Here is a 26,112-nt window from a genome sequence, read left to right as displayed (position 1 = left end):
ATGAAGTTGTTTAACAGCAGCCCCCGCCCGGTGTGCAGCAGGCTTCAGCGGGTGCAGCCAGGTTCACTAATTGTACTTTTGGTTTTTCAACGACCGCAGGCGCACAACATTCCTCACCCTTATCATTCGTGCCGCAATTGCCGCCGCGACCAATAGCCTTGCATTGCACCGCATCCGGGCGCAGGTCAACGGTTAAAGCATTTTCACTCACGATCATTTCATTGGGGAACATTTGGCGGGTATCAAATTCAGAGTTACCGAACTCGATCTTTACTGTACCGTTGGGGTTCAGTGGCAGCATTTTCTCGACGATATCCACGATAGATAAAGCTTTGCCTACTTTCATCGATTGCTCTTGCTGTTCGCCCTCCGGCACCCAAAGCTGTACGATAATTTCTGTCCAGGCATTCATTACGCCGCCGCAATCCACGGAAGTGATCGGCGCTTGTTTGATCTCGGTGATATGGTAAGCTGGATCTACCAGTTTGCCTTCTGCATATTGGAATTGCAGGTCAAGGTCCGAATGCTGTAATAAGGTATCCTTAAAGGTTTTCCAGTTGATTGCTTCTATATTATTCATGGCTGCATGCTTTATTTATTGCAATATTACGATAGATTAACTCAAAAAATTTTAACAGCAATTGTCTTGCTTTTCTTTGTAAGAACCAAACAGTACATTTAGTTCCAGTTGTAGTGCTTTCCAGGCTTTCGGCTCAATGCAGTAACAAACGCTAACACCCTCTATAGTGCCTTGTATAAGCCCGGCGTTTTTTAGCTCTTTCAAATGTTGTGAAATAGTTGCCTGCGCAAGCCCGAGTTCTTCAACCAAATCACCACATATACAAGCATTCGCTGCGATAATATGCTGCAAAATAGCAATACGTGCAGGATGCGCAATAGCTTTTAACTGCACTGCCAGCTCGTTTTGCTGCTTGTTGAATATGTCCGTTTTGGTGATGCCCATAATTAATATCGCAATATTACGATATAACAACAAATTTTCCAAATTTTATCATTTTCGTATATTTGAATAGTCAATAAAGTGGGCACCTAACTAAGCACCTGAAGATTGACTTTCTTTGTAATAAGCTGATAATAAGCACATTTTAGAAAAAGGTTCGAGCCCAGGTGGGCGCACAAAAAGCGATTTAAACGCCGCTAAAAACCCTCTAAGTCATTGATTTAGAGGGTTTTTTCATTTATTCCAATCCTTTTCAGTACTTACGGATACACCCCTTGGAACCCCATTCCGGCTACATGAAATTAGTTTTTAATTTTGGGGCGCATTTAAGGTTTAATGAATTGTATATCAGATATTTAATTGCTTTAAATATAGATCAAAAAGTACTCAGAAAGACTGAAAATCGGTCAATTTCCCGCGACCTGCGTGCGATTTAGGTGCACAGGCTTGTATCGGGCTGTAAATCAATTATTTATTCACTTAAAACTGTTAAAAAATGAAAACAGCGCAGTCATTTGGTGTTAACTTCACCATTAAAAGGAAAAAGCAAGGGATGGAAAAACGAATGTTTATGCTTACATCACTATCAACAAGGACAGGGTTTTGCTTGCCCTGAAGCATTATGTGAACGTCGACGATTGGGACAAAGGTCGCGGCGGTCTGAAGTTGAAAGTAGCGGAGGCCAAAGAAACGAATGCTTATCTGGAGCAGGTTAAATTCACTATTACCACCTACTACCAGCAGTTGCAACTCGCAGGTAAAGAAGTAACCCCGCAATTATTAAAGTCCATGTTTCTGGGTGAGGACACGGATGAGACCTATACTTTGAGCAAACTGATGGATTATCGTTATGAAACCGCATCGGCTGCCTTAACCTGGAGCACATTGAAACATTATGCGGTCACCCGCCGCTATCTTGAAAAGTTTCTCGTGACCCGTATGAACACGACGGACATCCGCATCCGGGACATTGATTACAAATTCATTATCGATTTTGAGACCTATTTGCGAAGCCATAAGCCGGCAGACCACTTTCAGCCATTAAAAATAATGGTGTGATGAAACACCTTATCCGGCTGCGGAAGATGACAACCCTGGCTTTTAAATTGCAATGGATCAGCATTGACCCGTTCAAGAATTATAAGTTCCGTTACAAGAAAGTAGAGACAGCTTTTTTGTCGACCAACGAACTACAGTCACTGATTAACTACGACCTTGCCTCTGAAACCTTGCAGGTCATACGTGATTACTTTTTGTTTGCCTGTTATACCGGCTTATCGTTCGTCGACCTGATGAATTTGGATGGGGTAATATTGTTCGGGGCGAGGATGGGAAATGGCTCAAACTGTTCCGCCAAAAAAGTAATGAGCCTACCAATATACCGCTTCTTGCGTCGGCTTAGCAATCGTGAATAAGTATAAGGATCATCCGCGTTCTGTATCACTAGGAAAGATATTTCCAACCATTACCAACCAGAAGACGAATGTATATCTGAAAGAGATCGCCAAGATCGTCGGTATTAAAAAGAAGCTAACCTTCGGTGTAGCCCGGCACACCTTTGCCACCACCATCACGCTGGCTAATAACGTGCCTATTGAAACCGTAAGTAAAATGATGGGGCACACTAAGATCGCTACCACGCAGATCTATGCCCGCGTACTGCTTAAAAAGATCAGCGAGGATATGCATGTCCTGCGTGAAAAATTAGAACCGGACGCAGCAAAGCGCAAAGCGAACCGAAAAGCAAACACCAATTCCCACTTAAAAAGAGTTAGCTAATGATACCGTCAGAACAACAAAAGCTATTTCGATTAGTCCAGGAATTGATCGAACAGCGAGATCAAGCATAGTCAAACATGTTAATTCAACGATGGTCCTGACCTATTTTCAAATCGGCCGAATGATCGTTGAAGATGAACAAGGTGGCGCGTCCTACGCTGAATACGGTACTAATACTATATTTAAGTTAAGTCAGCATTTGACTGCTGTATTTGGACGCGGTTATTCTGTAAATAACCTCCAGTACATGCGCCTATTTTATATGGTTTCTCAAAATTACGAGACAGTGTCTCGTAATTTTGAGAAACCCGAAACAAATTCCGCAACAGTGATGCGGAATTTGCCAACCGACCTGAATTTGAGCTGGTCACATTATGTAACTTTACGAAGGTCAGGGACGATCAGGAAGGAAAATTTTATGGGGCTGGAGACCTCGCGTAACAATTGGTCGGTTAGGGAATTGCAACGGCAGATCAACTCTTCTTATTATGAACGACTGGCCTTAAGCCGTGATAAGGATGGCTTAAAAAAACTCGCCGAAGACGGTCAGATTATTCAACGTCCAACCGATATTTTGAAAAGCCCGCTCATACTGGAGTTTCTCGATCTTAATGAAGATCACCGCTATTCAGAGAATGACCTCGAAACTGCCGTCATCAATAAACTCGAACACTTTATGCTGGAATTGGGAAAGGGCTTTCTTTTTGAAGGCCGTCAACGCCGCATAACTTTGGAAGGCGACCATTTCTATATTGATCTAGGCTTTTACAACCGCTTACTGAAATGCTTTGTACTGGTCGACCTGAAAATCGGTAAACTCACGCATCAGGATATCGGTCAAATGCAAATGTATGTCAATTATTATGATCGCAAAATAAAGGAGAAAGACGAAAAACCCACGATCGGTATCATCCTTTGCAAAGAAGACAACAAAGCGGTAGTAGAGTTTACGTTTCCGCTTGACAACGAATAAATTTTCAGCCGGGAGTATAAGCTCTATTTGCCCAGCAAGGACGAACTTAAAAAGCAATTTTTATGAGCGGGAAAGATCAACAGCCCCTTAACCAGGTTCATTGGTTAAGGGGACAAAGAGTAATGATTGACGAGGATGTAGCATCACTGTTTCAGGTTAGTCTTAAATTATTAAGGCAACGCGTTAGTAGAAACAAGCAGCGCTTTCCACCAGATTTTGTGTTTTTGCCCACCCTAGAAGAATGGCAGGTCTTGCAGCAACAGGCTGATCTCTCGTTCAAGATTGGTAAAGGAGAAATACCGATGGTGTTTACAGAAGCCGGTCTTCTTATGGCTTCAGGAATCATCAAAAGCGATGTCGCCATTAAGGTCAGCATCCAAGTAATTAATGAGTTTTTTGAGATAGTAAAGCGTCCCAATCAATAATTATTATCAAAACGATTGAAGAAATTAATCAAATATCCACTATGGTTCGTCAGGCGCGGTCTGCGCAAAACATGACTCAACAGCAATTAGCCGATAAATGCGGCTTATCAAAATATTACATCACAAAAGCAGAAAATAACATCGGGGAGGTGCCAGTATCTATCCTGCGAACCATTATCAACAAAGGGCTGGACGGCCATCTTCACATCGCCTTCAAATTTTAATTTATAAATCAGATACTTTAAATTAATTGTGCAATCACTGATCGCACAATTAATTTTCTGTTCTTTCAGTCTTTTCGGATTCAAGTAAACTTAAATAGCTCCCCATCAACTCACAAGTTGTCAAAAGGTTCCTTTTTCTCTCCACATCTTGGATGCCCAATCAAAATTTACAGATATGGAAAAAGCAAATGAACACAGAACAAAAACAATGGGTATGGTTCCTACGCGGAACCAGATACTAACCCTCGGTGACCTTGAAGATTTTAAAAATGATATACTTCAGGAAGTAAAACGCACTATGAAAGAATGCGTAAGCGGCGCGCCCGGTAAGATGGCTAAAGTCCGTTGAGGTCAAAAAGTTGCTGGGTATCTCACACGGTTTCCTTCAATCACTACGGGATAGCGGCATATTGCCCTTCACAAAAATTGGTGGCTCTATTTACTACGATTACGAGGACATCACCTTGATGATGGCCCGCAATAAAACTACCTGATGTTGAACCGGCCGGGCATTACATTGGTGTCTGGCCAAAACGCTACGCTATGTTGTTTAAAACACCCAAGCGCAAGGTCAAACGGGTTGCACTAGAACCCGAAAAGATAGTGCAAAAAGGCTTTGGCAATGAAATGCCACCGCAAAAAATACTGGTTGATATTTACTTTGACCAAAAAGGATTGCCGAACGAGGCAGCACAATTTTACGCTCATTTTGAAAAAGCTGACTGGCGCAGCGCGAAGGGAACACCTTACCGTAACTGGAATTGCTGGCCGGCGAGTGGATATTTAACCATGAGCAGTAAGTCAAGCTGCGCCGCAGGCTGCGTGAAAACCTGCGTCTGGCTTCAAGTTGATTTTTTTAATGCAGCATCTATAATTATACAAATCGATAAATTTATAATTCTATCATCATGGCAAAAATAATCACTATCGCGCACCAGAAAGGTGGTATCGGTAAAAGCACTTTAGCAATGAACCTCGCTTTATGTTTTCATGATCAGTTGGCCGTAGCATTGGTGGACACGGACCTGCAAGGCAGTTTGTTCCATATTCGCGAAGATTTTCCGGAACTGGCAATAATCAGTGCGAATCAATTAGGCGAAATTCAAAAGTTGCAGTATGATCTGATCATCGTTGATACGCCGCCCTATTATCAAGCAAATTGCCTGAGCTATTTCTACAATCCGATTTTATACTGGTGCCGACAAGGCAGGTTTTTTTGATGCGATGGCAATCAGATCGACAATTGCATTGATCAAAGAAGCGATCGGTAAGTCGCCTGCCACTCGTGCGGGTATAGTACTGAAAATGGTCAAACCCAGATCCGGAATAACCAACGATGTCAGGAATCTGTCAGGAACGATGGAAGTGCCATTGCTAAATACCGTTGTCCGTGATCGAGTTAGCATTGCACGTTCATCAATGACCGCGGGGGTACTTAACGGCAGCGATCAGAAAGCCAAAGACGAAATGACTTCACTTGCGGAAGAAATTGTCAACGCGATCAGTACCTAGTAAACGACATTTCTATAATACTATGCATCTAAAATTATAGCATGCTGGAATTGTAAATCAATAGCATTATACAATTTTATAAATATAGCATTATGGAGGTTTTGCTATAAATCTACAATTCTATACTATCGGCAATTGCGGGTGTATGATTCCATAAATCTATAAAAAGGTCATGGAAAATTACCAGGAAAAATTAGGCGGGCTGGCTAACAAATTAAAACAGGAAGCGCCCAAGACGCCGATTCAGGAAGTGCAGCCTGTCAAAGATAATAAGCAGGAAAAAGTAGTTGAAATGCAATTCAATAACTGGATTCCCAAGACACTGCTGAAACTGGTGAAAGCTCATGGCGTCGAGTTTGATATTTCATTGAAAGAAATCACCATTAAGGTACTTGAACTTTACCTGCAACAAAAGGCGAAGCCCACAACAAATAAATAAAATGCCGATTGAAACACTGATAGCTGGATTAAACTGCCTACTGCGCAGCAGTTAGCAAGATGTACGTTTGTATTACAAACGAATCTTGCCCCTGCCTCCGAAGTCAGCAGCGGTCCTGGCAAAAAACCTCCGAAGTCGGCTTTTTAAAATGATAAAAACGGCAACAGACACTGATAAACTAACAAGAGTTATGCTGACGAGATTCAAGCAGGCCGAATACAATTTATTGAATACCCTGTTTAAAAAAACACGTTTCCGTAAACTTAGCGAGTACGTGCGGAGTGTGTTGCTGAATAAACCTGTCACCGTTTTTTACGGGGACAAAGCTTTAGATAATTTAGTAAATTTGTATATGAATGATCCGAAGGCGGTCAGGGTAAAGCTCTTTCAAGTGATTAATAATCAACTAATAGGATATAATCAGTGTAGCCCACTGATCGAGCCCTTTAGCTTTGCTAAGGGGCTTTTGTATTTCTGACCTATCTCCCTCAAAATAATATTTCACAAAGTTTAGTTACTAAGCTTTACTTTTTTATTAAAAAATTTGCGCAACCAACTAATTGCATATATATTTGCAATCAAATAGTTGCAAATGACTCGTCGTGATATTTTCCAAGCCATTGCCGACCCCACCCGCAGGGCAATAATTTCATTGCTTGCTTTTCAGGCAATGACACCAAATGCGCTTGCCGAACATTTTAAAACAACCAGGCAGGCGGTATCAAAACATATACAAATTTTGGCTGAATGTGAAGTTGTAACGCAAGAGCAACATGGCCGTGAAATATATTATCATTTTAATCCTGAAAAAATGAAAGAGGTTGACATTTGGCTTGAGCGCTTCCGCGCGTTGTGGGAAGACCGTTTTGATCAATTAGATAACATTTTAAAAGACCTTAACTAAATAATCATGAAAAACGAAACCGTAATTACCAAAGATCCTTCGGGAAAGCAACTGCATGTAACGCGTAACTTTAACGCTCCTGTTGAGAAAGTATGGAGAGCGTGGACTGAAAAAGAAATTTTAGAACAGTGGTGGGCACCCAAACCCTTTAAGGCTGAAACCAAGATACTTGACTTTGTATCCGGCGGCTTATGGCTGTACTGTATGGTTGGCCCTGCAGGTGAAAGGCACTGGTGCCGTGTGGATATCGAATCAGTAGAAACAAACAAAAGCTTTGCTTCTACTGCAACGTTTTGTGATGAGGAAGGTAATATAAACCCCGATTTCCCACCAATGCATTGGAAGGCAAAATTTAAATCAAACGGAGAAAATTCGACAGTTGAAGTAAGCATCAACTTTGACAGCGAGGCCGATCTTGAAAAGATTGTAAGCCTTGGTTTCAAAGAAGGCTTTACTATGGCACTTGGCAACCTCGACGAAGTACTGGAAGCTTAATATTAACACTATTTTATTTAAAAGCCGGGAATGCCCGGCTTTTTTTATTTAACGGATACAATGAACACAAACTATTTAATTGCCTTATACGTAAAAGTTATTTCCTATTACTAAAATTAAAATGAACACAGGCATCAGCCCTTCTGAACAAAAATTACGCTCTATAATGCGCTACGCCCCTATCGGTTTACTCGAAATTCAAGAAAACGGCGCTATAGTTAATATAAATATACTTGGTGAAAAGTTACTCTTGCCTTTGCTTCCTGATGAAGTTAAAGAAGGTGGTAACTTATTTCCTGTGCTTGATGTAATTGATAGCGGTATCTCTCAACAGGTTAAGGGATTTACTGAACCATCCGGGCTTATCATTTTCAATAAGGTGTATCATTTTACTCATCCTGACACTACGGAAAAGGACTATAAATTTACTATTACAAAAATGTTTGCCGACTGCATTATCGTAAGTCTTGAGGACCTTACAGAAAAAATTGCAGAGGAAAGAGCATTCAAACAGGCAGAGCAGGATAAAGCTGTGGCACAAGGTAAGTATGAACTGGCTGCTGAGGTTTTACATGATATTGGTAATGCTGTGGTAGGCTTCGGCTCATACCTCACGCGTACCAATCGCAGTATGGATAACACAAATCAAACCAACCTGAATAACGTTATCATGTTCCTGAAACAACAGCAGCAGGTTATAGGTGGCGCCATTGGTGAGCAAAAAGCGGTTGCTTTGGTTAATTTAATAGAAGGCATAGCGCAATCGCAAAAGTCTGCTGAAGACGAAATGCGTAAGTCGATAACTGAACAACTACGCATTGTATCGCACATTCAGGATATTTTAAATATACAGCGCCAGTACCTGATGGGCCATGCCTCGCAGGACAGGAAACCGGTTAACCTGAAAGAAGTAATACACGATTGTGAAGCAATGGTTCTGGCTAATCTTGAGAAGAAAGGCATTACACTATCTGTATCCTTACCAACTGAGGCGGTTTATGTAAAAGGTGATCGTACTAAACTAATGCAGGTGATACTTAATCTGCTTAAAAACAGCATTGAAGCAATAGGCTTTGAAGCCGAAAAGAAACAAATAACAATGCGTTTGTTTGAAGCAGACAACAAAGTACAGCTGACACTGACCGATACAGGTACAGGCTTTGACGAAGAAGTTGGAAAGCACTTGTTTGAGCGAGGATACACTACTAAAAACACAGGCTCAGGCTTAGGATTATATAACTGCAGGTCGATAATTGAAAGCCATTCAGGACAAATTGAAATGACAAGCAACGGACCGGGCACCGGCACATCAACTTTTATTGAATTTATAAAATAAATTATACTACTATATATGAACGCTATAAATGAAGTAAACACATCGGTATTGATAATTGACGACGAGGAACTGGTGCGCGACAATATCGAAGAAATACTTTCACCACGAAAATATGCCGCCGAAACTACCGCTATAAATCAGGCGGCGAGCATACTGTTTGACGAACCTGAACCTATACTGGCACCCCGCACCAGCAATATACCGGTGTTTACTATCGATAAAGCTTCAAACGGTATGGAAGGCCTTAAAAAAGTACAGGCATCCATTGAAAATAAAACACCTTATGCAGTTATATTTCTGGATATGCGCATGCCCGGCTGGGATGGCCTGGAAACCGCCATGCAAATACGTAAGTTTGACAGCAAGGCCGAAATTATATTCATAACTGCCTTTACCGACCGCTCTATAGAGGAGATAGTAGAACAAGCCGGTCAAAACGTTGGCTACCATTGCAAACCTTATGCTGCCGAAGAGATTATTCAACTTGCTACAAAAGGTGTTACTGATTACAACCGTTTACGCAATCTGGAAAGCCTTATCGAATCCATATCATCTATCGGGCTTAATAAAAACCAGCTTACATCGTTGCTTAAAAACATACTCGATCAGTTAGCTACCACCATTGATACCGACATGGCGCTGCTTGGCAAGCTACATGATGACCTGAGTTATGAAAAGGTGCTTTCTATTGGTGCCATGGATGAAAAGTTCAATCTGGACGAACTGGTTAGCCGCGTAAAAGATCATCCAATGCACCCCGAAGAAGTTTTGCAATTTGATGAACTGGTAATTGCCCGCATGAACGGCTACTCAGTATTTGCAGTATTGAAGAAACAAGGCCGCCTGAAAACTGAAAAGATGTACCTGCTGCGGCTTTTTGTACAAAACGCAGCACAAGCTATACGAAATGCCGAACTGAATGAAGAGCTGTTACGCAAAGAAAAATTATCCGCAGTAGGTAAGGCAATCGGGATGGTGATGCACGACCTGCGTTCGCCCATAAAAAATCTTAGCCTGATTACCGGACTAATGCGCGAAGAAGGAGTACCGAGCGACTGGCTGTATATGATTGAAGGTTACGCGGCACAGGCATCAGAGATATTTGATGATTTTCTCGATTTCATTCGTGAAACCCCGGTAACGAAACAGCCGGTGTTAATTAAACCTATGCTTGAGGCTGCTATAAGCCACCTTCCGCCACGCGATGGGCTTGAATCCGTCAACATCACCATAAATTCACCATTTGATCTTACTGTGCAGGGCGATGAAAGCAAACTTCGTCGTACTATTATTAACCTGGTAAATAATGCTACCGATGTGTTACTCGATCAACAAATCGAAAATCCGCAGGTTAGCATAAGTGTTGTCGCAGATGAAGATACCGATCATGTACAAATTGCGGTTAAAGATAACGGCCCCGGTATACCCGCTGAACTTCTGCGGACTTTGTTTGAGCCATTTGTCACCAAAGGTAAAAGTAATGGTACCGGTTTAGGACTGGCCATAGTTAAACAATACGTTGAAGCCCATGGCGGAAAGATTAGTGTGATGAACAACAACGGCGCTTTGTTTACCATCACATTGCCATTACATTAACAAGAAAGAGCGTAAAATTTACGCCCTTTTATTTTCTGCTTTGATAACATTAATGGTTACAAGTAACTGACCAATATGCCGCATGGTATGCTCGGCGGCATGCACATACAGTCCAATAACTGTTGAAGGTATTTGCGCACGACCAACAAGCCGGGTCTCGGTCAACGCTTGTTCGTCGGTTTCGCTAAGTTGTTCAAGCGCCTTTTTAACACCTGTATTAAATGTCAACGTTAAAACATTCACCGTATATGGATTTTCAGGCAATTGCCCTTCGGCAGATAAATAAGTTAACTGTTCGGGTGTTAACTGTTCGCCGCGGGCATAAGTAAAAAGCCTGTCGAGCACACCTGTTAAGTGCAGTAAATGAAATGCCGGCGAGGCCATTCCTGCAGATTTTTCATACAACAGCTCAGCAGGAAAACCATCCATCATGCCATCAATTTCTTCTGCTGCCTGTAATAACGCATGGGCAACAGGTTGCAATAACGGCGGTATGCCCTCAATGGGGCCACGCTGCCAAACTTCCGGACGTTTGTTTTGCATAAAGCTAAGTAAGGTAAATTTTTCACTGATCGCTGAACATAAATATCATCGGCGTGTTAAAATATCATGGCGAAAAAAATTTTATTATTAGTTTATTTTACAACGATATACTGCGGGGTTAAAGCGCAAACATTTACAGGACCTGCCGGCGAAATCTTTAAGGCTCGAATTATTGCTGGTAAATTGAGCGATCCATGGGAAATAACCTATGGCCCTGATAATAAACTTTGGATAACGGAAGCCAAAACGTATAGGGTTTGGTCGGTTAACCCCTCGAGCGGCAGCAAAAAGCTGTTGCTTGATATAAATGATTTTGAAAAATTTCCTCCTGCTAAAACAAAGGGTTTGCCACAGGCCCGGTTAATGGGTATGGCGCTGCATCCGCAGCTTTTAAAAGGTCAGCCATATGTGTATGTGGCTTACATAAAAGGCTTCCCGGATAGCAACACAACAGGGTGTAAAGTTAACAAAGGTGGCTGCATCGCTGTAACTGCCATTGCAAGGTACACTTACAACGCATCTACCCAAACCTTAAGCAATCCTGCAATAATATGTGATACGATACCGGGCAGTAATGATCATAACGGCGGCAGGTTGATTGTTGCGCCAGTTGGGGCAAAAGTTATCTTTTTTACAGTGTTGGTGATATGGGCGCCGGCCAGTTTGACAATGGCGGAAGGCCTAACCACGCACAACAAGTTACAAGCTACGAGGGTAAAACTTTAAGGTTTAATATAGCGCCGGACAATGACAAAGGCCTTAACGCCTGGGTGCCAAATGATAACCCTTTTAACACCCAAGCCACACAAAGCGCTGTTTGGAGCACAGGTCACCGCAATCCGCAGGGATTAGCCTATGCAGTTACAGGCGGTACCGGAAAGATCTATTCATCAGAACATGGCCCATACTCTGACGATGAGTTGAACATCATCGAGAAGGGTAAAAATTATGGCCATCCGTTAGTAATCGGTTTACTTGACAACAATTACGACGGCCTCGCAGCCGGCGTATCCAATGATACCATTTTACCCGGTACGTGGCATACAACTTATCCATTAATAAATAGTGAAGCAGAAAATGCTAAAATGATTGGCGATAGTTTCCGCCAACCTTTGATAAGCCTCTATCCTAATTCTCATACCTTTCTAAGTAATCTCTTCCAAAAGATCAAAGGCGGTGAAAAAGGTAGCGACTGGCCATCAGAAGCGCCATCGAGTATCGACGTTTATACATCATCAACAATTCCCGGCTGGAAAAATTCATTATTGGTGACTACTTTAAAGGGCGGTAAACTCATCAGGCTAAAACTGAATCAAAACGGTGACAAAATAATCAGCGATACTTTAAATTATTTTAAAGGAGAGAACCGCTTCCGTGACCTGGCTATATCACCCGATGGCGGCAAAATTTATTTAGCGGTTGATAGTTCAGGCGTTACATCGGGCCCTTCTAAAGAAAATCCGCAGCAAATAAGCTACAGAGGTTGTATAATCGAGTTGACTTTTATACCCAAGCCGTTTAATGATAAAGGAAAAAAACGCCATTCTGCAAATGATAGCGCTGATTCAACAAGAGATGAAGAGAAATAAAAAAGTATGGTACATGTATTGTTATATGGGTTGCAATATTAAATACAGATACCATATATGATAACTAATATTTCCTTCAAAAAGAATATTCTTTTTACCCTAACCTTACTTTTTGCAGTGTTCACAGTTTTTGAAAGCTGTAAAAAAAGCCGCTCGGAAATGGGCAAAGAACTTGCCGATGCTACCAAGAATAAAGTTTTTAAAGAGGTAACACCTGAGGGCTTCGCAGCAGTGTTTAAACAAATGATTGCTGACAAAAAAGACAACCTGACCTATCCCGCTGTCATCAGTTCATTCTATGAGCAAAACGGCTACGAACCGGTACTGATCCTAAATCACCTTAAAGATGATCAGATAAAACTGTTGCCGCAGTATTACAGCAAAGCACCCGAACATGGCCTTAAACCACAAATATTTCAGGCAGATACCTTACAGGCACTGATTGACAAAATATATAATAAAAATGCTATCAAAAACCTAAACGAGGCCTATCGTGACTTGGCACGTTTAGAGTTGATAGCAGCCAACTCGATCATCAGATACTCAAGTGCTTTACAATATGGCTTAATTAGCCCTCGAAGAATTTACGCAAGATATTATACAGAAACGCTTCGCCCTGATAGTGTATTTATGCGAAACGCTTTAAATGCAGGCGACCTGAAAAATTATCTGGATAGCATACAGCCAAAAGATCCGCAATACAAGGCGCTGCAAAAAGCATTGTCTGAAAACATCCAGGCGAAGGGCATGACACCTGAAGAAACCGAGCGTTATATAGCTGTAACTTTGGAGCGACTACGCTGGAAAAATAAGCCTAACGCTAAAAAATATGTAGTTGTAAATATTCCCGATTTTCGTTTGGATGTGATGGAGAACGGAAAATCGGTATTAAATATGAAGGTATGCGTTGGTGAAGGCCGTAATATGGACAAGGAAATGAGCCTTGTTGAATATGATGAGAGCGACAAAGTTGACAGGCCATTTTCACGTGAAACACCCCAACTGAACAGCATGATTCACAGTGTGCAGGTTAATCCGGTTTGGAACATACCAAAAAGCATTGCCAGCAAAGAAATCATGGTGGAAGCCGCGCAGGATCCTTACTATCTGGATAACGAAAACATAGACGTTTATCAAAACGGTGAGAAAGTTGAAAACCCTGAAACCATTGATTGGAGCAGCGCTTCAAAAGATCAATATGAGTTTAAGCAGCGGCCAGGTGACGGTAACGCTTTAGGTAAGATTAAGTTCCTGTTTAAAAACCGCAGCAGTGTTTATTTGCATGATACACCGGCTAAGTTAGCGTTCAATCAAAACATGCGTGCTGTAAGCCATGGCTGCGTACGTTTAGAAAAACCGCAGGAACTGGCCCGTGTGCTATTTGGTGAAGGACAAAAATATCAAACAATAGCTGAGGCCATGGCTGCCGGAGATCCTAATCCTACCAATATAGCCTTATCACCTAAAGTGCCGGTATATATAACTTACATTACCTGCTGGCTTGATGATAACGGAGGATTACAGTTCAGGCCCGATGTGTATGGCCTTGACGTTGTGTTATACGCTCACATGCAGAAGTTCACAACTGTATAAACACAATATATAAATACAGAACGCCCTGCTGATAATCAGCAGGGCGTTCTGTATTTATATATTGTTAATCAGGAGGACTTAGTTATATTTTAGCTAAGGTTGTGGCCTGTACGCTGTCTTGATATAGAAACTCAGCTGCGGTAGTTTCGTTAAGATATTTAGAAGCGTAGCTTGCGTTGTTACCTGTAATAAACAGCATTGTTTTACCTTTTATGGTGTTGATGACAAGATCAGACACCTCAGGTGATACTGCAGGACAACCATGGCTACGGCCTAAGCGACCAAGCTGGTTAATTGTGTTTTGACAAACGTAATCAGCAGCGTGTACAACTATTGCACGTGAACGTGCGGCGCTGTTAAAGCCGGCATCCATACCGTCAAGCCTTAATGAGCGGCCGTGTTTACCAAAGTAAATATCGTCGGTTACATAAAAACCAAGGCTGCTTTGATGTGAGTTGGCATTGTTTGAGAACGCGGTAGCCATATCATTACCACTGCCTTGTCCGTGAGATACCCAGGTATTCAGGATAAGCTTTTTATTTACAACGTCAATAATCCACATACGTTTTTCACGGCTCGACTTATTGAAGTCAACTACAGTGATCACATTGCTGTTTTCAGGCAGTTTATGTGCAATTTTAAGATTAAAATAACCCGTAACCGCTTTTTGAAAAACAGCCATATCCATACCGGTAAGTTGTAATTGTGCAGTATTATAAATATTGTTTACATACTGGCCGAACAACTCTTTTGAAGATACCTTAGTAATTTCTGTTTTCTTTGCAGAAGATGTAACCAGGCTTTTTGTATTTGCAGGCTTCCAGCTCATAAAGGTTACTGAAACTATCGCCATTAAACCGCAGATTGCCCACCAAAAATATTTTCTCATATTCTGTTAAAATTAGTTTCTCTTTAATTTTAAAAGCTACAAGACTTAGGTTTATCGAAAAGATCGTTGTGAATTACAATACAAATATACGCAATATTTAACTAATAAAGTCATAATAAACACATAATGCAACATTTAAGGAAATTATATTTCGTTAAATGTTGCATATACTCTTGATAAGAGGTGGCAGGTTTATTTAACCCACTTCACTTTATCTTCTATAGGAGTAATACGTCTTCCTTCTGGGCGCTGTTCGCTGTAACCCAAATATAGCAAGCCTAATACGGCGTCTTCTTCACCTAATTCAAGGAAGTTTTTCATTGCAGGCTTTAACGTCATGCCGCCTGTGCTCCAAAATGAAGCTACATTTAAGGCAGTTGCAGCAAGCAATACGTTTTGTACCGCTGCAGATGCTGCTTCAATTTCTTCAAACGCAGGGATATTAGGGTTTGTACCACGTTTCATCACGGCAATAATAACGTGCGAAGCATTGGTGCCGATAGTGGCAAGGTTATTATAAGTACCTTCTTTAAAGTTTTCTGCCGCGGTATGCTCTTTATACAGTTCAGCATGTTTTTGGCAAAATGCAAGCGGCTCTTCATAAACAATAAAACGCCATGGCTCGGTTAGTCCGTGGCTTGGTGCCCAATCGGCCAGTTCAAGCATAGCTGCTATATGTCCGTTGGGTATTTTTTGGCCGTTCATAGCCGGTGGTTTTACCGTACGGCGACTTTTAATAATATTTGATATTGTAGAAAATTCCTGACTATCCATTTATAAATCAATTAAATTTTAAGCGGCGCAAATTAGTTAATTTTTGCTTTTAGCCCGTCAGATAAATGTATTTAGTCAGGATGCTTTGCCTTTATTCTCCCAATGATCTTTTATCACTTCACCGTTTGGCCCTACCTTAAGCCGACGCGCAAAGCGTTCGCCTTTTATATTTCCCTTATTATCTTTTTTACCCATAAATAATAAAATTGGCCTCCCCTCTTCATCGGTTTTAAAGGCGATGTCATATCGTTTAAACTGCGTTTCAATCATGGTAGAAGGTTCATAAGTCTTATTTAGCACCTTCATTATCTCATTACCTAATTCCATAAGTTCCCTTTTAATTAAATAATGTGCGATTTAATATTTTGTTTAGATGATTTTAATACAGCCACAATCCAAAAATTATATAAATCATTACCAAAATTGTATAACGCCAGAGATAGCAGCCAGGATAACTTTGCAGTATTAGTTTATTTATTAACAATCAAAATCAGTCATAATGAAAAAGTTGATCAGTTTATTTAACCGCGTAACCAAATGCACCTGTGTAACCTGTATGTGCGGCGAAAATTGCACCTGCGGCGATAATTGCCACTGCAGAATGGCATAATAAAAAAGGAGGCGATTGCCTCCTTTTTGTGTATTTGACTTTTGAATCTGGCGGATATTATTCGGGTGCGCAGAAGCATGCACTATGGCATAAACTGATAATAATCAGGAGTTTTCTTTGTAAACTGCATCATTTTTTTTCTGTTTATCATGTTGGTAATACTATAATTATCTTTTTCAAGAAACTGTATTAATATCGGATAGTGATATTTCTTGCTAACATTTATTAATCCTCTTTTATTATCGAAGTTATATAGGTCAAAAACCCAATAACCATGGTTGTTGAATGAAAGATAACTGCGTCCTACAATTTCATAATGTCCGTCGTTATTAAAATCTCTTTCATTCTGGTCATCAAAATCCATAAAGTACACAAAACTGAATTTATTGTTTCCTTTATTGAAAAAATACGCTTTGTTCATTCGCGATCCTGCAAGGCCGCTACCGTTATTCCAGGTCTTAAGTTTGAAATCAACTAATTCATTGCCATCAACATCAGCCGCGTATAGTGCCGGATTAACCTCAAGGGTAATTTGCAATATTCCAATGTCTTCATTGAATTGTTGGATATACTTGCCTTTATACAATATTCTTATAATATCGTTTCCATCACTTTGTTCCAATTCAAAAGCATAGCCCTTATAACTTTCTGACTTCGCTAAAAACCGAGTCTTATTACTTACAAGGATTTTGAAAGGAATAACTTTATACTTTATAGCAGGGAATTTTTCAAACGGATATTGGGCCTTAGCTGCAATTGTTAGTAAAAGCAAAAGCAGGCACAATAAGTTCTTCATTGTAAATACGTTTTTAAAATACCGGCGGAAACTTACCCGGATTGCTTTCGCTCAACATAGCATAAACCGCTTCAACCACATCGTCCACCTGGGGTTTGCTGAAGTAATCACCGTCTGACCCATATGGCGGGCGGTGTTCTTTGGCTGTTAGCGTTTTTGGCTGACTATCTAAAAAGTAGTAACCATTTTGATTTTCAAGTACTTTTTGAAGTATATAAGCTGATGCCGCGCCGGGCAGGTCTTCATCAACAACAAGCAGTTTATTTGTTTTTTGTAACGATTTGCCGCAAAGGTTTTCAGTATCGAACGGATAAAGCGTTTGCGGATCAATCACCTCTACGCTTACACCAAGTTTTTCCAGTTCGGGAAGGGATTCCATCACTACACGTAATGTAGACCCGTATGAAACAACGGTGATATCAGTACCTTCATTCAACACCTCTGCCTTACCCAGCGGAACGGTGAATTCGCCCACATTGGCAGGTAATTTTTCTTTTAAACGATAACCATTTAAACATTCCACCATTAGCGCAGGTTCGTCGCCACGGAAAAGCGTGTTATACATACCTGCAGCCTGCGTCATATTACGCGGAACACAAATGTGTACGCCACGCATACAGTTAAGAAGCAAACCAAGCGGCGAACCTGAATGCCATATACCTTCAAGCCTGTGGCCACGTGTACGTACTATAAGCGGCGCTTTTTGACCGCCTGCAGTACGGTAACTTAAACTTGCCAGGTCATCGCTTAATACATTTATTGAATACAGCAGGTAATCCATGTACTGTATTTCGGCAATAGGTCGCAGGCCACGCATAGCCAGGCCAACTCCCTGCCCTATTATTGTAGATTCGCGGATGCCGGTATCGCTGATTCGTATCTCGCCATATTTATTTTGCAGCCCGGCAAAACCCTGGTTTACGTCGCCAATAGCGCCAACATCCTCGCCAAAGGCGACAATGCTTTTATCTCGCTCAAAATTAGCGTCGAAACAGGCGTTTAGCACTTCACGACCATCAAGCACCTTTGCATCATCGTCGTATTGAGCGGCCACTACAGGTACATGCAACGGCGATTGCAGTGTTTCTGTAAACAGTTTTGAATTGAAGCGCTCTTTGTTTTTTTCAGTCTCTTCACCAAGCCATGTAATAAGTGTTTGCCTTTCTTCCAGGTGGCTCTCATTAACGGTTAAGCGCAGAGCTTTACGCACAGCGCCTACAGCGTCTTTACGACCAGGATCGATACAAGCGCGCAAGTGGGATGTAATTGAAGACAGATCATCCTGAGCATTTGAATGTGCGCCCAGCTGATCTATCAGTTTACCCGCTTCGTCAACCTCGGCCTTTATTTCCTGTTCAAGTTCATTCCAGGCTTCGCGCTGACAATCGCGTACATGCTTTTTAGCGGCAGCTTCAAGTTCGTCAAGTTCTTCAGAAGTAGCGATAGCTGATTGTACCATCCATTGACGCATCTGCTTCAAACAGTCGTGTTCATCCTCCCAGGCTAAACGCTCTTTAGATTTATATCGTTCGTGCGACCCTGATGTAGAATGCCCCTGCGGCTGCGTCATCTCGATTACATGAATCAATACAGGCACATGTTCTTCGCGACATACGCGAATAGCCTGTTCGTAAGTTTCACATAAGGCAGGGTAATCCCAGCCACGTACTTTAAATATTTCGTATCCGTTGGTATCGCTTTCACGTTGGAAACCTTGCAATACCTCGGATATATTTTCTTTAGTAGTTTGTAATCGTGCCGGTACCGATATTGCGTAAGCATCATCCCAAATAGAGATGGCCATTGGCACCTGCAATACGCCTGCGGCGTTTATCGTTTCAAAAAAAAGACCTTCAGAAGTAGCACCGTTACCAATGGTACCGAAAGCAACCTCGTTGCCGTTAACCGAGAACTGGTTCATGTCATGCAATTCAGGGTTGTCACGGTAAAGTTTAGAAGCATAAGCCAGGCCAAGTAAACGTGGCATATGCCCACCGGTGGTTGACATATCGGCCGAACAGTTCATTGTTTCAGCCTGATTTATCCAGCTGCCATCAGTATTTACATAACGTGTAGCATAGTGGCAGTTCATTTGCCTGCCACCCGAAGCGGGATCTTTCTCAATATCAGGATGTGCATAAAGCTGAGCGAAAAATTCCTTTAGGTTGCTCATGCCTGTAGCGAACATAAAGGTTTGGTCGCGATAGTACCCCGCCCGCCAGTCGCCATTACGGAAGGTTTTAGCCATAGCAAGCTGTGCTACTTCCTTCCCATCACCAAAAATACCAAACTTTGCCTTACCCGTAAGCACCTCGCGCCGGCCCAGCAAACTGGCCTGACGGCTCTCAAACCCAACGCGATAGTCATTTATAACGATCTTTTTAAAATCATCAAAACTGAGCTCGGCATTATCAGGCGAAAGAATGTTTTTAAGGGCAGTTTCAGGCATACACAATTCTTTAGAAGGGTAAAAGTAAAAAATTCTATTTTGTAATTGGTATTATTTACATTCAAACAACTATTTAAAATTTTTGGTTTACATTTAATAAGTATATTTGTAATACCAATTCAACGCAAGAATATGAAAAAATTATTACTGATTTGTGCAGTTGTGTTAGCCTTCGCATTTACCGCCTCAGCACAAGATACCAAGCCGGAATTTAAATTTAACGAAGAAAAACACGACTTTGGTAAAATCCCTCAGGGTACACCTGTTACCACTGTTTTTACTTTTACCAATGTTGGTGTTGAGCCTTTAATTATTGCTGATGTAAGGCCAACCTGCGGCTGTACGGTAGCGGATTTTACTAAAACCCCGGTTAAAAAAGGCGACTCAGGTACAATCAAGATCACTTATAACGCTGCGGCAGCTTCACCTTTCAGTAAAACCATTGTAGTTACTTCGAATGCCAAAACACCACAAAAAAACCTCATTATAGTAGGTGAAGTGGTGGCCAAAGCGGCAACTAAGTAAAATATTATATAATGCTGTGTCCCGGCATTATGGGACGAATAAAGGGATGCGAGTTATCGTATCCCTTTATTGTTTATAATTGATTTGTTAAACAAGGCCCCTGGCCATTCAAGTACTTAGCAGATGCCGGAAATTTCCAAGAAAGGGCAGCGAATGCCCGCATCACCAATTAGAAAATTAACACCTTTTGCCGATAAGGCTAAACAAGAAGGTAAAAAGGTTTATCACCTCAACATCGGTCAGCCGGATATTGAAACTCCTGAAGGTATGTTGAATGCCATAAAGAATATCGACTTTAACATTTGGGCATACACACCGTCAGAAGGTACATTATCATATCGTGAAAAGCTTGCCGAATACTATAATAAGTTAGGATATGATATAACACCGCAGGATATTATTGTTACCGCAGGAGGATCAGAAGCCATTACCATCGCCCTGATGACTTGCCTTGATGAAGGTGATGAGATAATTATTCCTGAACCATTTTATGCCAATTACAATGGATTTGCTAATCAGGGTGGCATTGTTGTGAAACCCATACTTTCATATATTGAAAATGGGTTTGCTTTGCCGCCAATCAGCGAGTTTGAAAAATTGATTACAGAAAAAACGAAGGCAATATTTATTTGCAGTCCCAACAACCCAACCGGCTATTTATACACCCGTGAAGAACTGGAAGCCTTAAAAGAGATTTGCCTTAAGTATGATCTTTATTTGTTCAGCGATGAGGCTTACCGTGAATTTTGTTACGATGGCCGCACATTTACATCCCCAATGCACCTTGAAGGTATTGATGATAATGTGATTGTGCTGGATACGGTAAGTAAGCGTTACAGCGCCTGCGGGGCGAGATTAGGTTGTTTGATAACCAAAAACAAGTCGGTTTGGGCAACTGCCCTAAAATTTGCCCAGGCAAGACTTAGCCCCGGCATGGTTGAACAGATTGCCGGCGAGGCGGCTGTTGATACACCTGACAGTTATTTTGAAGCTGTTAATGCCGAATATACCGCTCGCCGTGATACGTTGGTTAACGCCCTCAATAAAATGGATGGCGTTTACTGCACTTCACCAGGCGGAGCGTTTTATATTGTAGCGCGACTTCCAATTGATGATGCTGATAAGTTTTGCCAGTGGTTGCTTGAAAGTTTCACTTATCAAAATCAAACCGTGATGCTGGCGCCTGCAACAGGCTTTTACAGTACACAGGGAGCCGGACTTAATGAAGTAAGGCTTGCTTATGTACTTAATGTTGACGACTTAAAGAAAGCCATTCAGGTTCTTGAAGAAGCGTTGAAGGTGTATCCGGGTAGAGCTTAGAAGGTTGCAGTAGAACTGACAGTTGCAGTTATTGGTGATGCAATATTGTCATAAGAACTGCTACTGCCGCCGCTACTGCAACTTACTATATTCAAGCGGCACATAATTTGTGTATATTCGCAGGATACAAATCTGCAAACTGCCAACTAAAAAATGGGGTCGACCGGAATTGACAGGATGGAGATAAGTAGGTAAGCATGCAGCGCGTTGTGTGAATTAGCGCTATAATCTGAACGCTCAAACTTACAAATGGCGAAAATAACTACGCCTTAGCTGCCTAATTTAGAATTAGAATAGCTTTTGTCCCGCCGGTTTTCCGTTTCATCGGACCGGCAACCGGGGCATCGAAAGATGAAACTGGCTTGTTTAGGGTGTGATAAACAGGTGAGATAAAGCACCTAAGGAAGACGGTACAGGTGAGCAACTGACCTTCCCCTTCCCTACAATTTAACAGAGCTAAGCATGTAGAAAGCTTACCTTATACCATGTTTGGACGAGGGTTCGAATCCCTCCGGCTCCACTGATCACTTACCGTAGGTTGAACGTATGTTTGGCTTACGGTTTTTTTGTACAGAAGAAAATTATTTTTTGCCATAGTCATTAAAAACCCCTACCTTGAAAAGAGTCCTTAAAGTTATTTGTTGGTTGTTCCTAATTCTGTTATTGATTATTGCGATTTGTTATATTGGTATACCAAGCCGGCTTGCAAACAAAAATATCGACAATGAAAGTTTTAAAAGGATTAAAGAAGCAACCAAAATACTTGTTTTTGCGCAAAATAAGGCACAGCATAATACAACCAAGGGATTACTCCAATTTTTACCATTTGAATATGGGAGAATTTCAAGCTCAAATCAAATCAATAATTTATTTCCATTCCTTTCAGCTGTCGATAAAAACAAAATAAAAGCGCTCTTTGATAATAACGACATTGAAGAAATCGATATACACGAACAAGGCTGTATTAGTTACACAATAAAAAATCTTTGAACAGCTTTTTTATTAACAGCAGTTCTGAAACTCTTTATTTAATTTTTAATAATAATTGTGATTGCAGCTGTGAGAATAAGAGTTACGGAAACGGAGATAAATTTGAAAAACAAACTTTAGGGAATGGCTGGGTCAAAGTAGACGTGATAATCAAGCGTACACCTATACAATGTTAATTTTTATAATTTTTACCCTTACTTTCTGATTATTCATCGCCTCGATAAGTTATAATGCGTTTTGATTGAATCCTTATTTAAATTAAATACGAGGTCTAATCTTTGATAGATTTGATTCTAACAGTGATACTCAAAATTATCACCGAAATGAGATTTACTACACAACTGCCCTTGGTCAACCGGGATTTAAAAGTATATCGTAAAATTAAAAGTAAGTACAGTTAAACAACTTTTGACTATTATATTTTGAAAGTAAACAATTGACATTCGGAAAATAACTTAATGTTTATAAGAGAGTATATTCGTTAAATTTGTAGCCGCATGAAGAAAATTGGATTTTTATCGTTTGGGCATTGGGCTAACCATCCTGCTTATAAAACGCGTACGGCAAGTGACACCTTGCTTCAGTCAATTGACCTTGCTGTCGCTGCCGAGAATATAGGTTTAGATGGCGCTTATTTCCGGGTGCATCATTTTGCAGCACAACTGGCATCACCTTTTCCTTTGTTAGCTGCTATCGGGGCTAAAACAAGCAGGATTGAAATTGGCACTGGTGTTATTGATATGCGATATGAAAATCCGATGTATATGGTAGAAGACGCCGGAGCTGCTGATTTAATTTCCGGTGGGCGTTTACAACTTGGCATCAGCAGAGGTTCGCCGGAACAGGTTATTGATGGTTGGCGCTATTTTGGCTATGAACATGCAGTAGGTGAAAACGATGCAGATATGGGACGTAAAAAAGCTTTAGAATTCTTGGATAAATTAAACGGCGTTGGCTTTGCAGAGCCTAACCCATATCCTATGTTTCCTAATCCACCAGGTCTATTACGCTTGGAACCACATTCAGAGGGACTGCGGGAACGCATTTGGTGGGGAGCTGCATCTAACGCCACTGCTGTTTGGGCAGCGGAGAACGGTATGCACCTGCAAAGCTCTACACTAAAATATGATGAAAGCGGCAAGCCTTTTCATGTGCAACAGGCCGAGCAAATAAGGTTGTATAAAGACGCCTGGAAAAAAGCCGGCCATCAACGCGAACCACGTGTTTCAGTGAGTCGCTCTATCTTTGCAATCGTTACTGATCAGGATCGATATTACTTTGGCCAGCAAGCCAAAGCCTCTGATAGTTTTGGCTATATTGAGAGTGACAAACGGGCAATATTCGGAAAAAGTTATGCAGCCGAACCCAATAAACTTATTGAGGAATTGGCCCGGGATGAAGCAATTCAGGAAGCAGATACTTTACTTTTAACTATACCCAATACATTAGGTGTTGATTACAATGTTCATGTATTATCATCAATTCTTCAACACGTGGCTCCCGGACTGGGTTGGCGATAAAAATTGCAATTGAGTTTATCTTTGTAAATATTCAATTGGAGTTTCTTACTTCAGTCTTTATCTTTTGGACCCGCAATTACTTCACCAATTTTTATAAGAATATTTTTATTAGGCTTTTTCTTATCCTGATCATATCCCATAACAGCCGATGTTGAACCATCAAGCATGCAGTACCATAAAAAACCAAAAAAGGTTTCCTTCGGTTCTCTGATACGGTTAACCGGCCCCTGCCGCAGCTTACCATCTTTCCCCGGGTTATTATTTGGCAGGGCGGTATTTGTTAAAAATGATATCAATGACATATTTTTTAAGGTGCCGTCATCTTTATCTCTTTTAAGCACGTTTACTTTCAAATTTGAGTAATATAAATCGACATGCCCTTTTGCACTGTGCTCGTCGCCATTTAAAACAAACCGCATTTTGTTAATATTTCCTTGTTTCATTTCCATCATTGCTAACGGTTTCAGCAACGGGTTAAGCGATCGGCTGTCCATATTGGAAAGTGTAGTTATCACAGAAAACGGAGCATTTGACTTTGCCAAATTAAAAGTAAACCGCGATGTCAATAATGCTGCGCCCATAAGCCGGCATGTTGAGTAAACATAAGCGTAAGGTTTACGTTGCACGTCACTGCTTATATTAGATATATTGGTGTACACGCTTTCAATATCAGTTAGAGTAAAACGTGCGGTATGTTTTGATTTTTCAGGAAAAATAGTATGATGGAATGTGCCATTGTGCATGCGCATGGTATCAATTTTGATATCAATTGCTAAACGTTGAAGCTTTTCATTAGGATATGTGTTTATTCTGGATACTATTTCTTTTTTAGGCCAGCGATAATCTTTATAAACCTCAGCCCATGTTTTATTTATAACAAAGCTATTTATACTTAACTGCTGCTTTGCTATAAATTGATAAATGTTAATACCATTCATCTTTAAACCATCAAGCTCAAAATGGTACCTGTCTTTATCAAATTTCGCAAGCTGGTTAAATCTGAGTTTTCCGGCCCGGGGCAAAACTGACACATGCTGAACAAACGCACTGCTTTTACCCGTACTAAACCTGATTTTGTTGAATACGATATCATAAAGATCATGTGGCGAGTGTATATATTTTGCAATCTTGATAACTGACCCATTGTTACCCGGACTGGTTTCAAAACCGGAAATATTGATATTCGCTGTTATATTTGTTCTTCTTTCAACCGGCCGGTTATTGTTTACCCATACGATTTTTGCATTATGCATAAGTAAACGCCTTACATACATTCGCTTTAAAACCTTTTCGCTTAACTCTTTTAATAATTTTTCCTTTACCCCTTTGCCATCATCTCTTGTTTTACCCAAGTACTTTGTACGACAGGTTAACAATACACGGCTTGCAATCAAACTGTCAATATCAAACCTCGTTATACTGTTGCGATTTTTAAAACCGAAACCGGTTATCCTGATGGTATCGGCCTTGCAATAAAGCAGGTAATTGGGCGCACGGCCTTCACTTTTTAACTTTTGGAATATGTTTTTATCGGGTATAAGCTGAAACGCAGTAATAGTCGCTTTACCTTGTTTCAAATCAAAGTTAAACCTGTTAAACTTAACTTGATACAAACTGTCGCTTGCTGTGGTTATCATTTTCGTAAACTGATCTTTTATAAGCGGTTTTATTAGTGAGTTCTTTTCCGGCTTTGCCATATCCTGCTTAATAAGATATCTCCCGGCTAGAAATACTATCAGTATAAAAGCCAGAAAGCCCAGTATCCAAAACACAATTTGTTTCTTATTTTTCATACCAATCAATTGTTACCGACTGTTCGTATTGTCAGGAGTTATTAGATTATAATCCACCATTTGTTCATAAACATATT

Annotated in this window: 32 protein-coding genes and 1 other RNA gene; 24 read left to right on the top strand and 9 right to left on the bottom strand. The window is 40.9% G+C overall.

Features of this window, described 5'->3' with window-relative positions:
• Positions 1-10: 10 nt before the first annotated feature.
• On the bottom strand, positions 11-580 hold the full coding sequence (locus EOD41_RS00790; RefSeq protein WP_127702886.1) for a DUF6428 family protein: 570 nt from the start codon (positions 578-580) through the stop codon (positions 11-13).
• Between the two features lie 51 nt (positions 581-631).
• The gene (locus EOD41_RS00785; protein WP_078346180.1) at positions 632-964 is read right to left on the bottom strand and encodes an ArsR/SmtB family transcription factor; all 333 of its coding nucleotides are present in this window, start codon (positions 962-964) and stop codon (positions 632-634) included.
• Between the two features lie 576 nt (positions 965-1,540).
• Here EOD41_RS00785 and EOD41_RS00780 point away from each other — a divergent pair.
• The 16 genes from EOD41_RS00780 to EOD41_RS00710 all read left to right on the top strand — a co-directional run bounded on the left by EOD41_RS00780 (position 1,541) and on the right by EOD41_RS00710 (position 10,644).
• Positions 1,541-2,020, top strand: a complete 480-nt coding sequence (locus tag EOD41_RS00780; RefSeq protein WP_127702885.1) for a phage integrase SAM-like domain-containing protein — start codon at positions 1,541-1,543, stop codon at positions 2,018-2,020.
• The gene (locus EOD41_RS00775) at positions 2,020-2,376 is read left to right on the top strand and encodes a site-specific integrase (protein WP_127702884.1); all 357 of its coding nucleotides are present in this window, start codon (positions 2,020-2,022) and stop codon (positions 2,374-2,376) included. Before EOD41_RS00780 ends, EOD41_RS00775 begins: the two co-directional genes overlap by 1 nt.
• Positions 2,369-2,740: a site-specific integrase gene (locus EOD41_RS00770; RefSeq protein ID WP_164849846.1), complete on the top strand. Its 372-nt coding sequence runs from the start codon at positions 2,369-2,371 to the stop codon at positions 2,738-2,740. Before EOD41_RS00775 ends, EOD41_RS00770 begins: the two co-directional genes overlap by 8 nt.
• A gap of 25 nt (positions 2,741-2,765) precedes the next feature.
• Complete coding sequence (locus tag EOD41_RS00765; protein ID WP_317133177.1) at positions 2,766-3,713, top strand: PDDEXK nuclease domain-containing protein; 948 nt, start codon at positions 2,766-2,768, stop codon at positions 3,711-3,713.
• A 62-nt stretch (positions 3,714-3,775) separates the two neighbouring features.
• Positions 3,776-4,138, top strand: a complete 363-nt coding sequence (locus tag EOD41_RS00760; RefSeq protein ID WP_127702881.1) for an ORF6N domain-containing protein — start codon at positions 3,776-3,778, stop codon at positions 4,136-4,138.
• A gap of 41 nt (positions 4,139-4,179) precedes the next feature.
• Positions 4,180-4,362 carry a helix-turn-helix domain-containing protein gene (locus tag EOD41_RS00755; protein WP_127702880.1) on the top strand — a complete coding sequence of 61 codons (183 nt, stop codon included), beginning with the start codon at positions 4,180-4,182 and terminating at the stop codon, positions 4,360-4,362.
• Positions 4,363-4,537: 175 nt separating this feature from the next.
• Entirely contained in the window at positions 4,538-4,711 is a 174-nt protein-coding gene (locus EOD41_RS20980; protein ID WP_240663123.1) for a hypothetical protein, read from the top strand.
• 10 nt (positions 4,712-4,721) lie between these two features.
• Positions 4,722-4,856 carry a helix-turn-helix domain-containing protein gene (locus EOD41_RS20975; RefSeq protein ID WP_240663121.1) on the top strand — a complete coding sequence of 45 codons (135 nt, stop codon included), beginning with the start codon at positions 4,722-4,724 and terminating at the stop codon, positions 4,854-4,856.
• Positions 4,857-4,905: 49 nt separating this feature from the next.
• Positions 4,906-5,283 (top strand): hypothetical protein, encoded by a 378-nt coding sequence (locus EOD41_RS00745; RefSeq protein ID WP_127702879.1) that lies wholly within the window; start codon positions 4,906-4,908, stop codon positions 5,281-5,283.
• Entirely contained in the window at positions 5,271-5,582 is a 312-nt protein-coding gene (locus EOD41_RS00740; RefSeq protein WP_127702878.1) for a ParA family protein, read from the top strand. Before EOD41_RS00745 ends, EOD41_RS00740 begins: the two co-directional genes overlap by 13 nt.
• 85 nt (positions 5,583-5,667) lie before the next feature.
• Positions 5,668-5,874 carry a hypothetical protein gene (locus EOD41_RS00735; RefSeq protein WP_127702877.1) on the top strand — a complete coding sequence of 69 codons (207 nt, stop codon included), beginning with the start codon at positions 5,668-5,670 and terminating at the stop codon, positions 5,872-5,874.
• A 172-nt stretch (positions 5,875-6,046) separates the two neighbouring features.
• Positions 6,047-6,313, top strand: coding sequence for a hypothetical protein (locus EOD41_RS00730; protein ID WP_127702876.1), 267 nt, complete (start codon positions 6,047-6,049; stop codon positions 6,311-6,313).
• A gap of 592 nt (positions 6,314-6,905) precedes the next feature.
• The gene (locus EOD41_RS00725) at positions 6,906-7,217 is read left to right on the top strand and encodes an ArsR/SmtB family transcription factor (RefSeq protein WP_127702875.1); all 312 of its coding nucleotides are present in this window, start codon (positions 6,906-6,908) and stop codon (positions 7,215-7,217) included.
• A gap of 6 nt (positions 7,218-7,223) precedes the next feature.
• A complete protein-coding gene (locus tag EOD41_RS00720) occupies positions 7,224-7,712 on the top strand; it encodes an SRPBCC family protein (protein WP_127702874.1) in 489 nt (162 codons plus the stop codon).
• 121 nt (positions 7,713-7,833) lie between these two features.
• Positions 7,834-9,048: a sensor histidine kinase gene (locus tag EOD41_RS00715; protein ID WP_127702873.1), complete on the top strand. Its 1,215-nt coding sequence runs from the start codon at positions 7,834-7,836 to the stop codon at positions 9,046-9,048.
• A gap of 15 nt (positions 9,049-9,063) precedes the next feature.
• Positions 9,064-10,644: a hybrid sensor histidine kinase/response regulator gene (locus tag EOD41_RS00710; protein WP_127702872.1), complete on the top strand. Its 1,581-nt coding sequence runs from the start codon at positions 9,064-9,066 to the stop codon at positions 10,642-10,644.
• 18 nt (positions 10,645-10,662) lie between these two features.
• Here EOD41_RS00710 and EOD41_RS00705 read toward each other — a convergent pair whose 3' ends face one another.
• Entirely contained in the window at positions 10,663-11,187 is a 525-nt protein-coding gene (locus EOD41_RS00705) for a DinB family protein (protein WP_127702871.1), read from the bottom strand.
• A 66-nt stretch (positions 11,188-11,253) separates the two neighbouring features.
• Here EOD41_RS00705 and EOD41_RS00700 point away from each other — a divergent pair, with 66 nt between their 5' ends.
• The 3 genes from EOD41_RS00700 to EOD41_RS00690 are packed head-to-tail and all read left to right on the top strand — an operon-like array spanning position 11,254 to position 14,369.
• The gene (locus EOD41_RS00700) at positions 11,254-11,913 is read left to right on the top strand and encodes a PQQ-dependent sugar dehydrogenase (protein ID WP_127702870.1); all 660 of its coding nucleotides are present in this window, start codon (positions 11,254-11,256) and stop codon (positions 11,911-11,913) included.
• Positions 11,835-12,776: a PQQ-dependent sugar dehydrogenase gene (locus EOD41_RS00695; RefSeq protein ID WP_127702869.1), complete on the top strand. Its 942-nt coding sequence runs from the start codon at positions 11,835-11,837 to the stop codon at positions 12,774-12,776. Before EOD41_RS00700 ends, EOD41_RS00695 begins: the two co-directional genes overlap by 79 nt.
• A gap of 57 nt (positions 12,777-12,833) precedes the next feature.
• Positions 12,834-14,369 (top strand): L,D-transpeptidase scaffold domain-containing protein, encoded by a 1,536-nt coding sequence (locus EOD41_RS00690; RefSeq protein ID WP_127702868.1) that lies wholly within the window; start codon positions 12,834-12,836, stop codon positions 14,367-14,369.
• Positions 14,370-14,451: 82 nt separating this feature from the next.
• Here EOD41_RS00690 and EOD41_RS00685 read toward each other — a convergent pair whose 3' ends face one another.
• From EOD41_RS00685 to EOD41_RS00660, 5 genes are all read right to left on the bottom strand, one after another.
• Positions 14,452-15,258, bottom strand: a complete 807-nt coding sequence (locus tag EOD41_RS00685; RefSeq protein WP_127702867.1) for a murein L,D-transpeptidase catalytic domain family protein — start codon at positions 15,256-15,258, stop codon at positions 14,452-14,454.
• Between the two features lie 192 nt (positions 15,259-15,450).
• Positions 15,451-16,032, bottom strand: coding sequence for a nitroreductase family protein (locus tag EOD41_RS00680; protein WP_127702866.1), 582 nt, complete (start codon positions 16,030-16,032; stop codon positions 15,451-15,453).
• 75 nt (positions 16,033-16,107) lie between these two features.
• Entirely contained in the window at positions 16,108-16,359 is a 252-nt protein-coding gene (locus tag EOD41_RS00675) for a hypothetical protein (RefSeq protein WP_127702865.1), read from the bottom strand.
• 365 nt (positions 16,360-16,724) lie between these two features.
• Positions 16,725-17,438, bottom strand: a complete 714-nt coding sequence (locus EOD41_RS00665; RefSeq protein WP_127702863.1) for a hypothetical protein — start codon at positions 17,436-17,438, stop codon at positions 16,725-16,727.
• Positions 17,439-17,451: 13 nt separating this feature from the next.
• A complete protein-coding gene (locus EOD41_RS00660) occupies positions 17,452-19,887 on the bottom strand; it encodes an alpha-ketoacid dehydrogenase subunit alpha/beta (RefSeq protein ID WP_127702862.1) in 2,436 nt (811 codons plus the stop codon).
• Between the two features lie 132 nt (positions 19,888-20,019).
• Between EOD41_RS00660 and EOD41_RS00655 the strand changes: the two genes are divergently transcribed.
• From EOD41_RS00655 to EOD41_RS00635, 5 genes are all read left to right on the top strand, one after another.
• Positions 20,020-20,412, top strand: a complete 393-nt coding sequence (locus tag EOD41_RS00655; RefSeq protein ID WP_127702861.1) for a DUF1573 domain-containing protein — start codon at positions 20,020-20,022, stop codon at positions 20,410-20,412.
• 123 nt (positions 20,413-20,535) lie between these two features.
• On the top strand, positions 20,536-21,732 hold the full coding sequence (locus EOD41_RS00650; RefSeq protein ID WP_127702860.1) for a pyridoxal phosphate-dependent aminotransferase: 1,197 nt from the start codon (positions 20,536-20,538) through the stop codon (positions 21,730-21,732).
• 155 nt (positions 21,733-21,887) lie between these two features.
• Positions 21,888-22,255: a transfer-messenger RNA gene (gene ssrA, locus EOD41_RS00645) on the top strand.
• A 92-nt stretch (positions 22,256-22,347) separates the two neighbouring features.
• A complete protein-coding gene (locus EOD41_RS00640) occupies positions 22,348-22,722 on the top strand; it encodes a hypothetical protein (protein ID WP_127702859.1) in 375 nt (124 codons plus the stop codon).
• Between the two features lie 497 nt (positions 22,723-23,219).
• Positions 23,220-24,242 carry an LLM class flavin-dependent oxidoreductase gene (locus EOD41_RS00635; RefSeq protein WP_127702858.1) on the top strand — a complete coding sequence of 341 codons (1,023 nt, stop codon included), beginning with the start codon at positions 23,220-23,222 and terminating at the stop codon, positions 24,240-24,242.
• 50 nt (positions 24,243-24,292) lie between these two features.
• Here EOD41_RS00635 and EOD41_RS00630 read toward each other — a convergent pair whose 3' ends face one another.
• Positions 24,293-26,035, bottom strand: coding sequence for a hypothetical protein (locus tag EOD41_RS00630; protein ID WP_127702857.1), 1,743 nt, complete (start codon positions 26,033-26,035; stop codon positions 24,293-24,295).
• Positions 26,036-26,112 lie beyond the last annotated feature (77 nt).

Source organism: Mucilaginibacter limnophilus, from assembly GCF_004005815.1.
Taxonomy (GTDB): Bacteria; Bacteroidota; Bacteroidia; order Sphingobacteriales; family Sphingobacteriaceae; genus Mucilaginibacter; species Mucilaginibacter limnophilus.
This window is presented reverse-complemented; position numbering and strand designations above follow the sequence as displayed.

What these genes read in the sequence shown, in the direction of transcription:
- EOD41_RS00790 (WP_127702886.1), bottom strand. Translation starts at nt 580, where the DNA reads ATGAATAATATAGAAGCAATCAACTGGAAAACCTTTAAGGATACCTTA.
- EOD41_RS00785 (WP_078346180.1), bottom strand. Translation starts at nt 964, where the DNA reads ATGGGCATCACCAAAACGGACATATTCAACAAGCAGCAAAACGAGCTG.
- EOD41_RS00775 (WP_127702884.1), top strand. Translation starts at nt 2,020, where the DNA reads ATGAAACACCTTATCCGGCTGCGGAAGATGACAACCCTGGCTTTTAAA.
- EOD41_RS00760 (WP_127702881.1), top strand. Translation starts at nt 3,776, where the DNA reads ATGAGCGGGAAAGATCAACAGCCCCTTAACCAGGTTCATTGGTTAAGG.
- EOD41_RS00755 (WP_127702880.1), top strand. Translation starts at nt 4,180, where the DNA reads ATGGTTCGTCAGGCGCGGTCTGCGCAAAACATGACTCAACAGCAATTA.
- EOD41_RS20980 (WP_240663123.1), top strand. Translation starts at nt 4,538, where the DNA reads ATGGAAAAAGCAAATGAACACAGAACAAAAACAATGGGTATGGTTCCT.
- EOD41_RS00745 (WP_127702879.1), top strand. Translation starts at nt 4,906, where the DNA reads ATGTTGTTTAAAACACCCAAGCGCAAGGTCAAACGGGTTGCACTAGAA.
- EOD41_RS00740 (WP_127702878.1), top strand. Translation starts at nt 5,271, where the DNA reads ATGGCAAAAATAATCACTATCGCGCACCAGAAAGGTGGTATCGGTAAA.
- EOD41_RS00735 (WP_127702877.1), top strand. Translation starts at nt 5,668, where the DNA reads ATGGTCAAACCCAGATCCGGAATAACCAACGATGTCAGGAATCTGTCA.
- EOD41_RS00730 (WP_127702876.1), top strand. Translation starts at nt 6,047, where the DNA reads ATGGAAAATTACCAGGAAAAATTAGGCGGGCTGGCTAACAAATTAAAA.
- EOD41_RS00725 (WP_127702875.1), top strand. Translation starts at nt 6,906, where the DNA reads ATGACTCGTCGTGATATTTTCCAAGCCATTGCCGACCCCACCCGCAGG.
- EOD41_RS00720 (WP_127702874.1), top strand. Translation starts at nt 7,224, where the DNA reads ATGAAAAACGAAACCGTAATTACCAAAGATCCTTCGGGAAAGCAACTG.
- EOD41_RS00715 (WP_127702873.1), top strand. Translation starts at nt 7,834, where the DNA reads ATGAACACAGGCATCAGCCCTTCTGAACAAAAATTACGCTCTATAATG.
- EOD41_RS00710 (WP_127702872.1), top strand. Translation starts at nt 9,064, where the DNA reads ATGAACGCTATAAATGAAGTAAACACATCGGTATTGATAATTGACGAC.
- EOD41_RS00705 (WP_127702871.1), bottom strand. Translation starts at nt 11,187, where the DNA reads ATGCAAAACAAACGTCCGGAAGTTTGGCAGCGTGGCCCCATTGAGGGC.
- EOD41_RS00700 (WP_127702870.1), top strand. Translation starts at nt 11,254, where the DNA reads ATGGCGAAAAAAATTTTATTATTAGTTTATTTTACAACGATATACTGC.
- EOD41_RS00695 (WP_127702869.1), top strand. Translation starts at nt 11,835, where the DNA reads ATGGGCGCCGGCCAGTTTGACAATGGCGGAAGGCCTAACCACGCACAA.
- EOD41_RS00690 (WP_127702868.1), top strand. Translation starts at nt 12,834, where the DNA reads ATGATAACTAATATTTCCTTCAAAAAGAATATTCTTTTTACCCTAACC.
- EOD41_RS00685 (WP_127702867.1), bottom strand. Translation starts at nt 15,258, where the DNA reads ATGAGAAAATATTTTTGGTGGGCAATCTGCGGTTTAATGGCGATAGTT.
- EOD41_RS00680 (WP_127702866.1), bottom strand. Translation starts at nt 16,032, where the DNA reads ATGGATAGTCAGGAATTTTCTACAATATCAAATATTATTAAAAGTCGC.
- EOD41_RS00675 (WP_127702865.1), bottom strand. Translation starts at nt 16,359, where the DNA reads ATGGAATTAGGTAATGAGATAATGAAGGTGCTAAATAAGACTTATGAA.
- EOD41_RS00665 (WP_127702863.1), bottom strand. Translation starts at nt 17,438, where the DNA reads ATGAAGAACTTATTGTGCCTGCTTTTGCTTTTACTAACAATTGCAGCT.
- EOD41_RS00660 (WP_127702862.1), bottom strand. Translation starts at nt 19,887, where the DNA reads ATGCCTGAAACTGCCCTTAAAAACATTCTTTCGCCTGATAATGCCGAG.
- EOD41_RS00655 (WP_127702861.1), top strand. Translation starts at nt 20,020, where the DNA reads ATGAAAAAATTATTACTGATTTGTGCAGTTGTGTTAGCCTTCGCATTT.
- EOD41_RS00650 (WP_127702860.1), top strand. Translation starts at nt 20,536, where the DNA reads ATGCCGGAAATTTCCAAGAAAGGGCAGCGAATGCCCGCATCACCAATT.
- EOD41_RS00635 (WP_127702858.1), top strand. Translation starts at nt 23,220, where the DNA reads ATGAAGAAAATTGGATTTTTATCGTTTGGGCATTGGGCTAACCATCCT.
- EOD41_RS00630 (WP_127702857.1), bottom strand. Translation starts at nt 26,035, where the DNA reads ATGAAAAATAAGAAACAAATTGTGTTTTGGATACTGGGCTTTCTGGCT.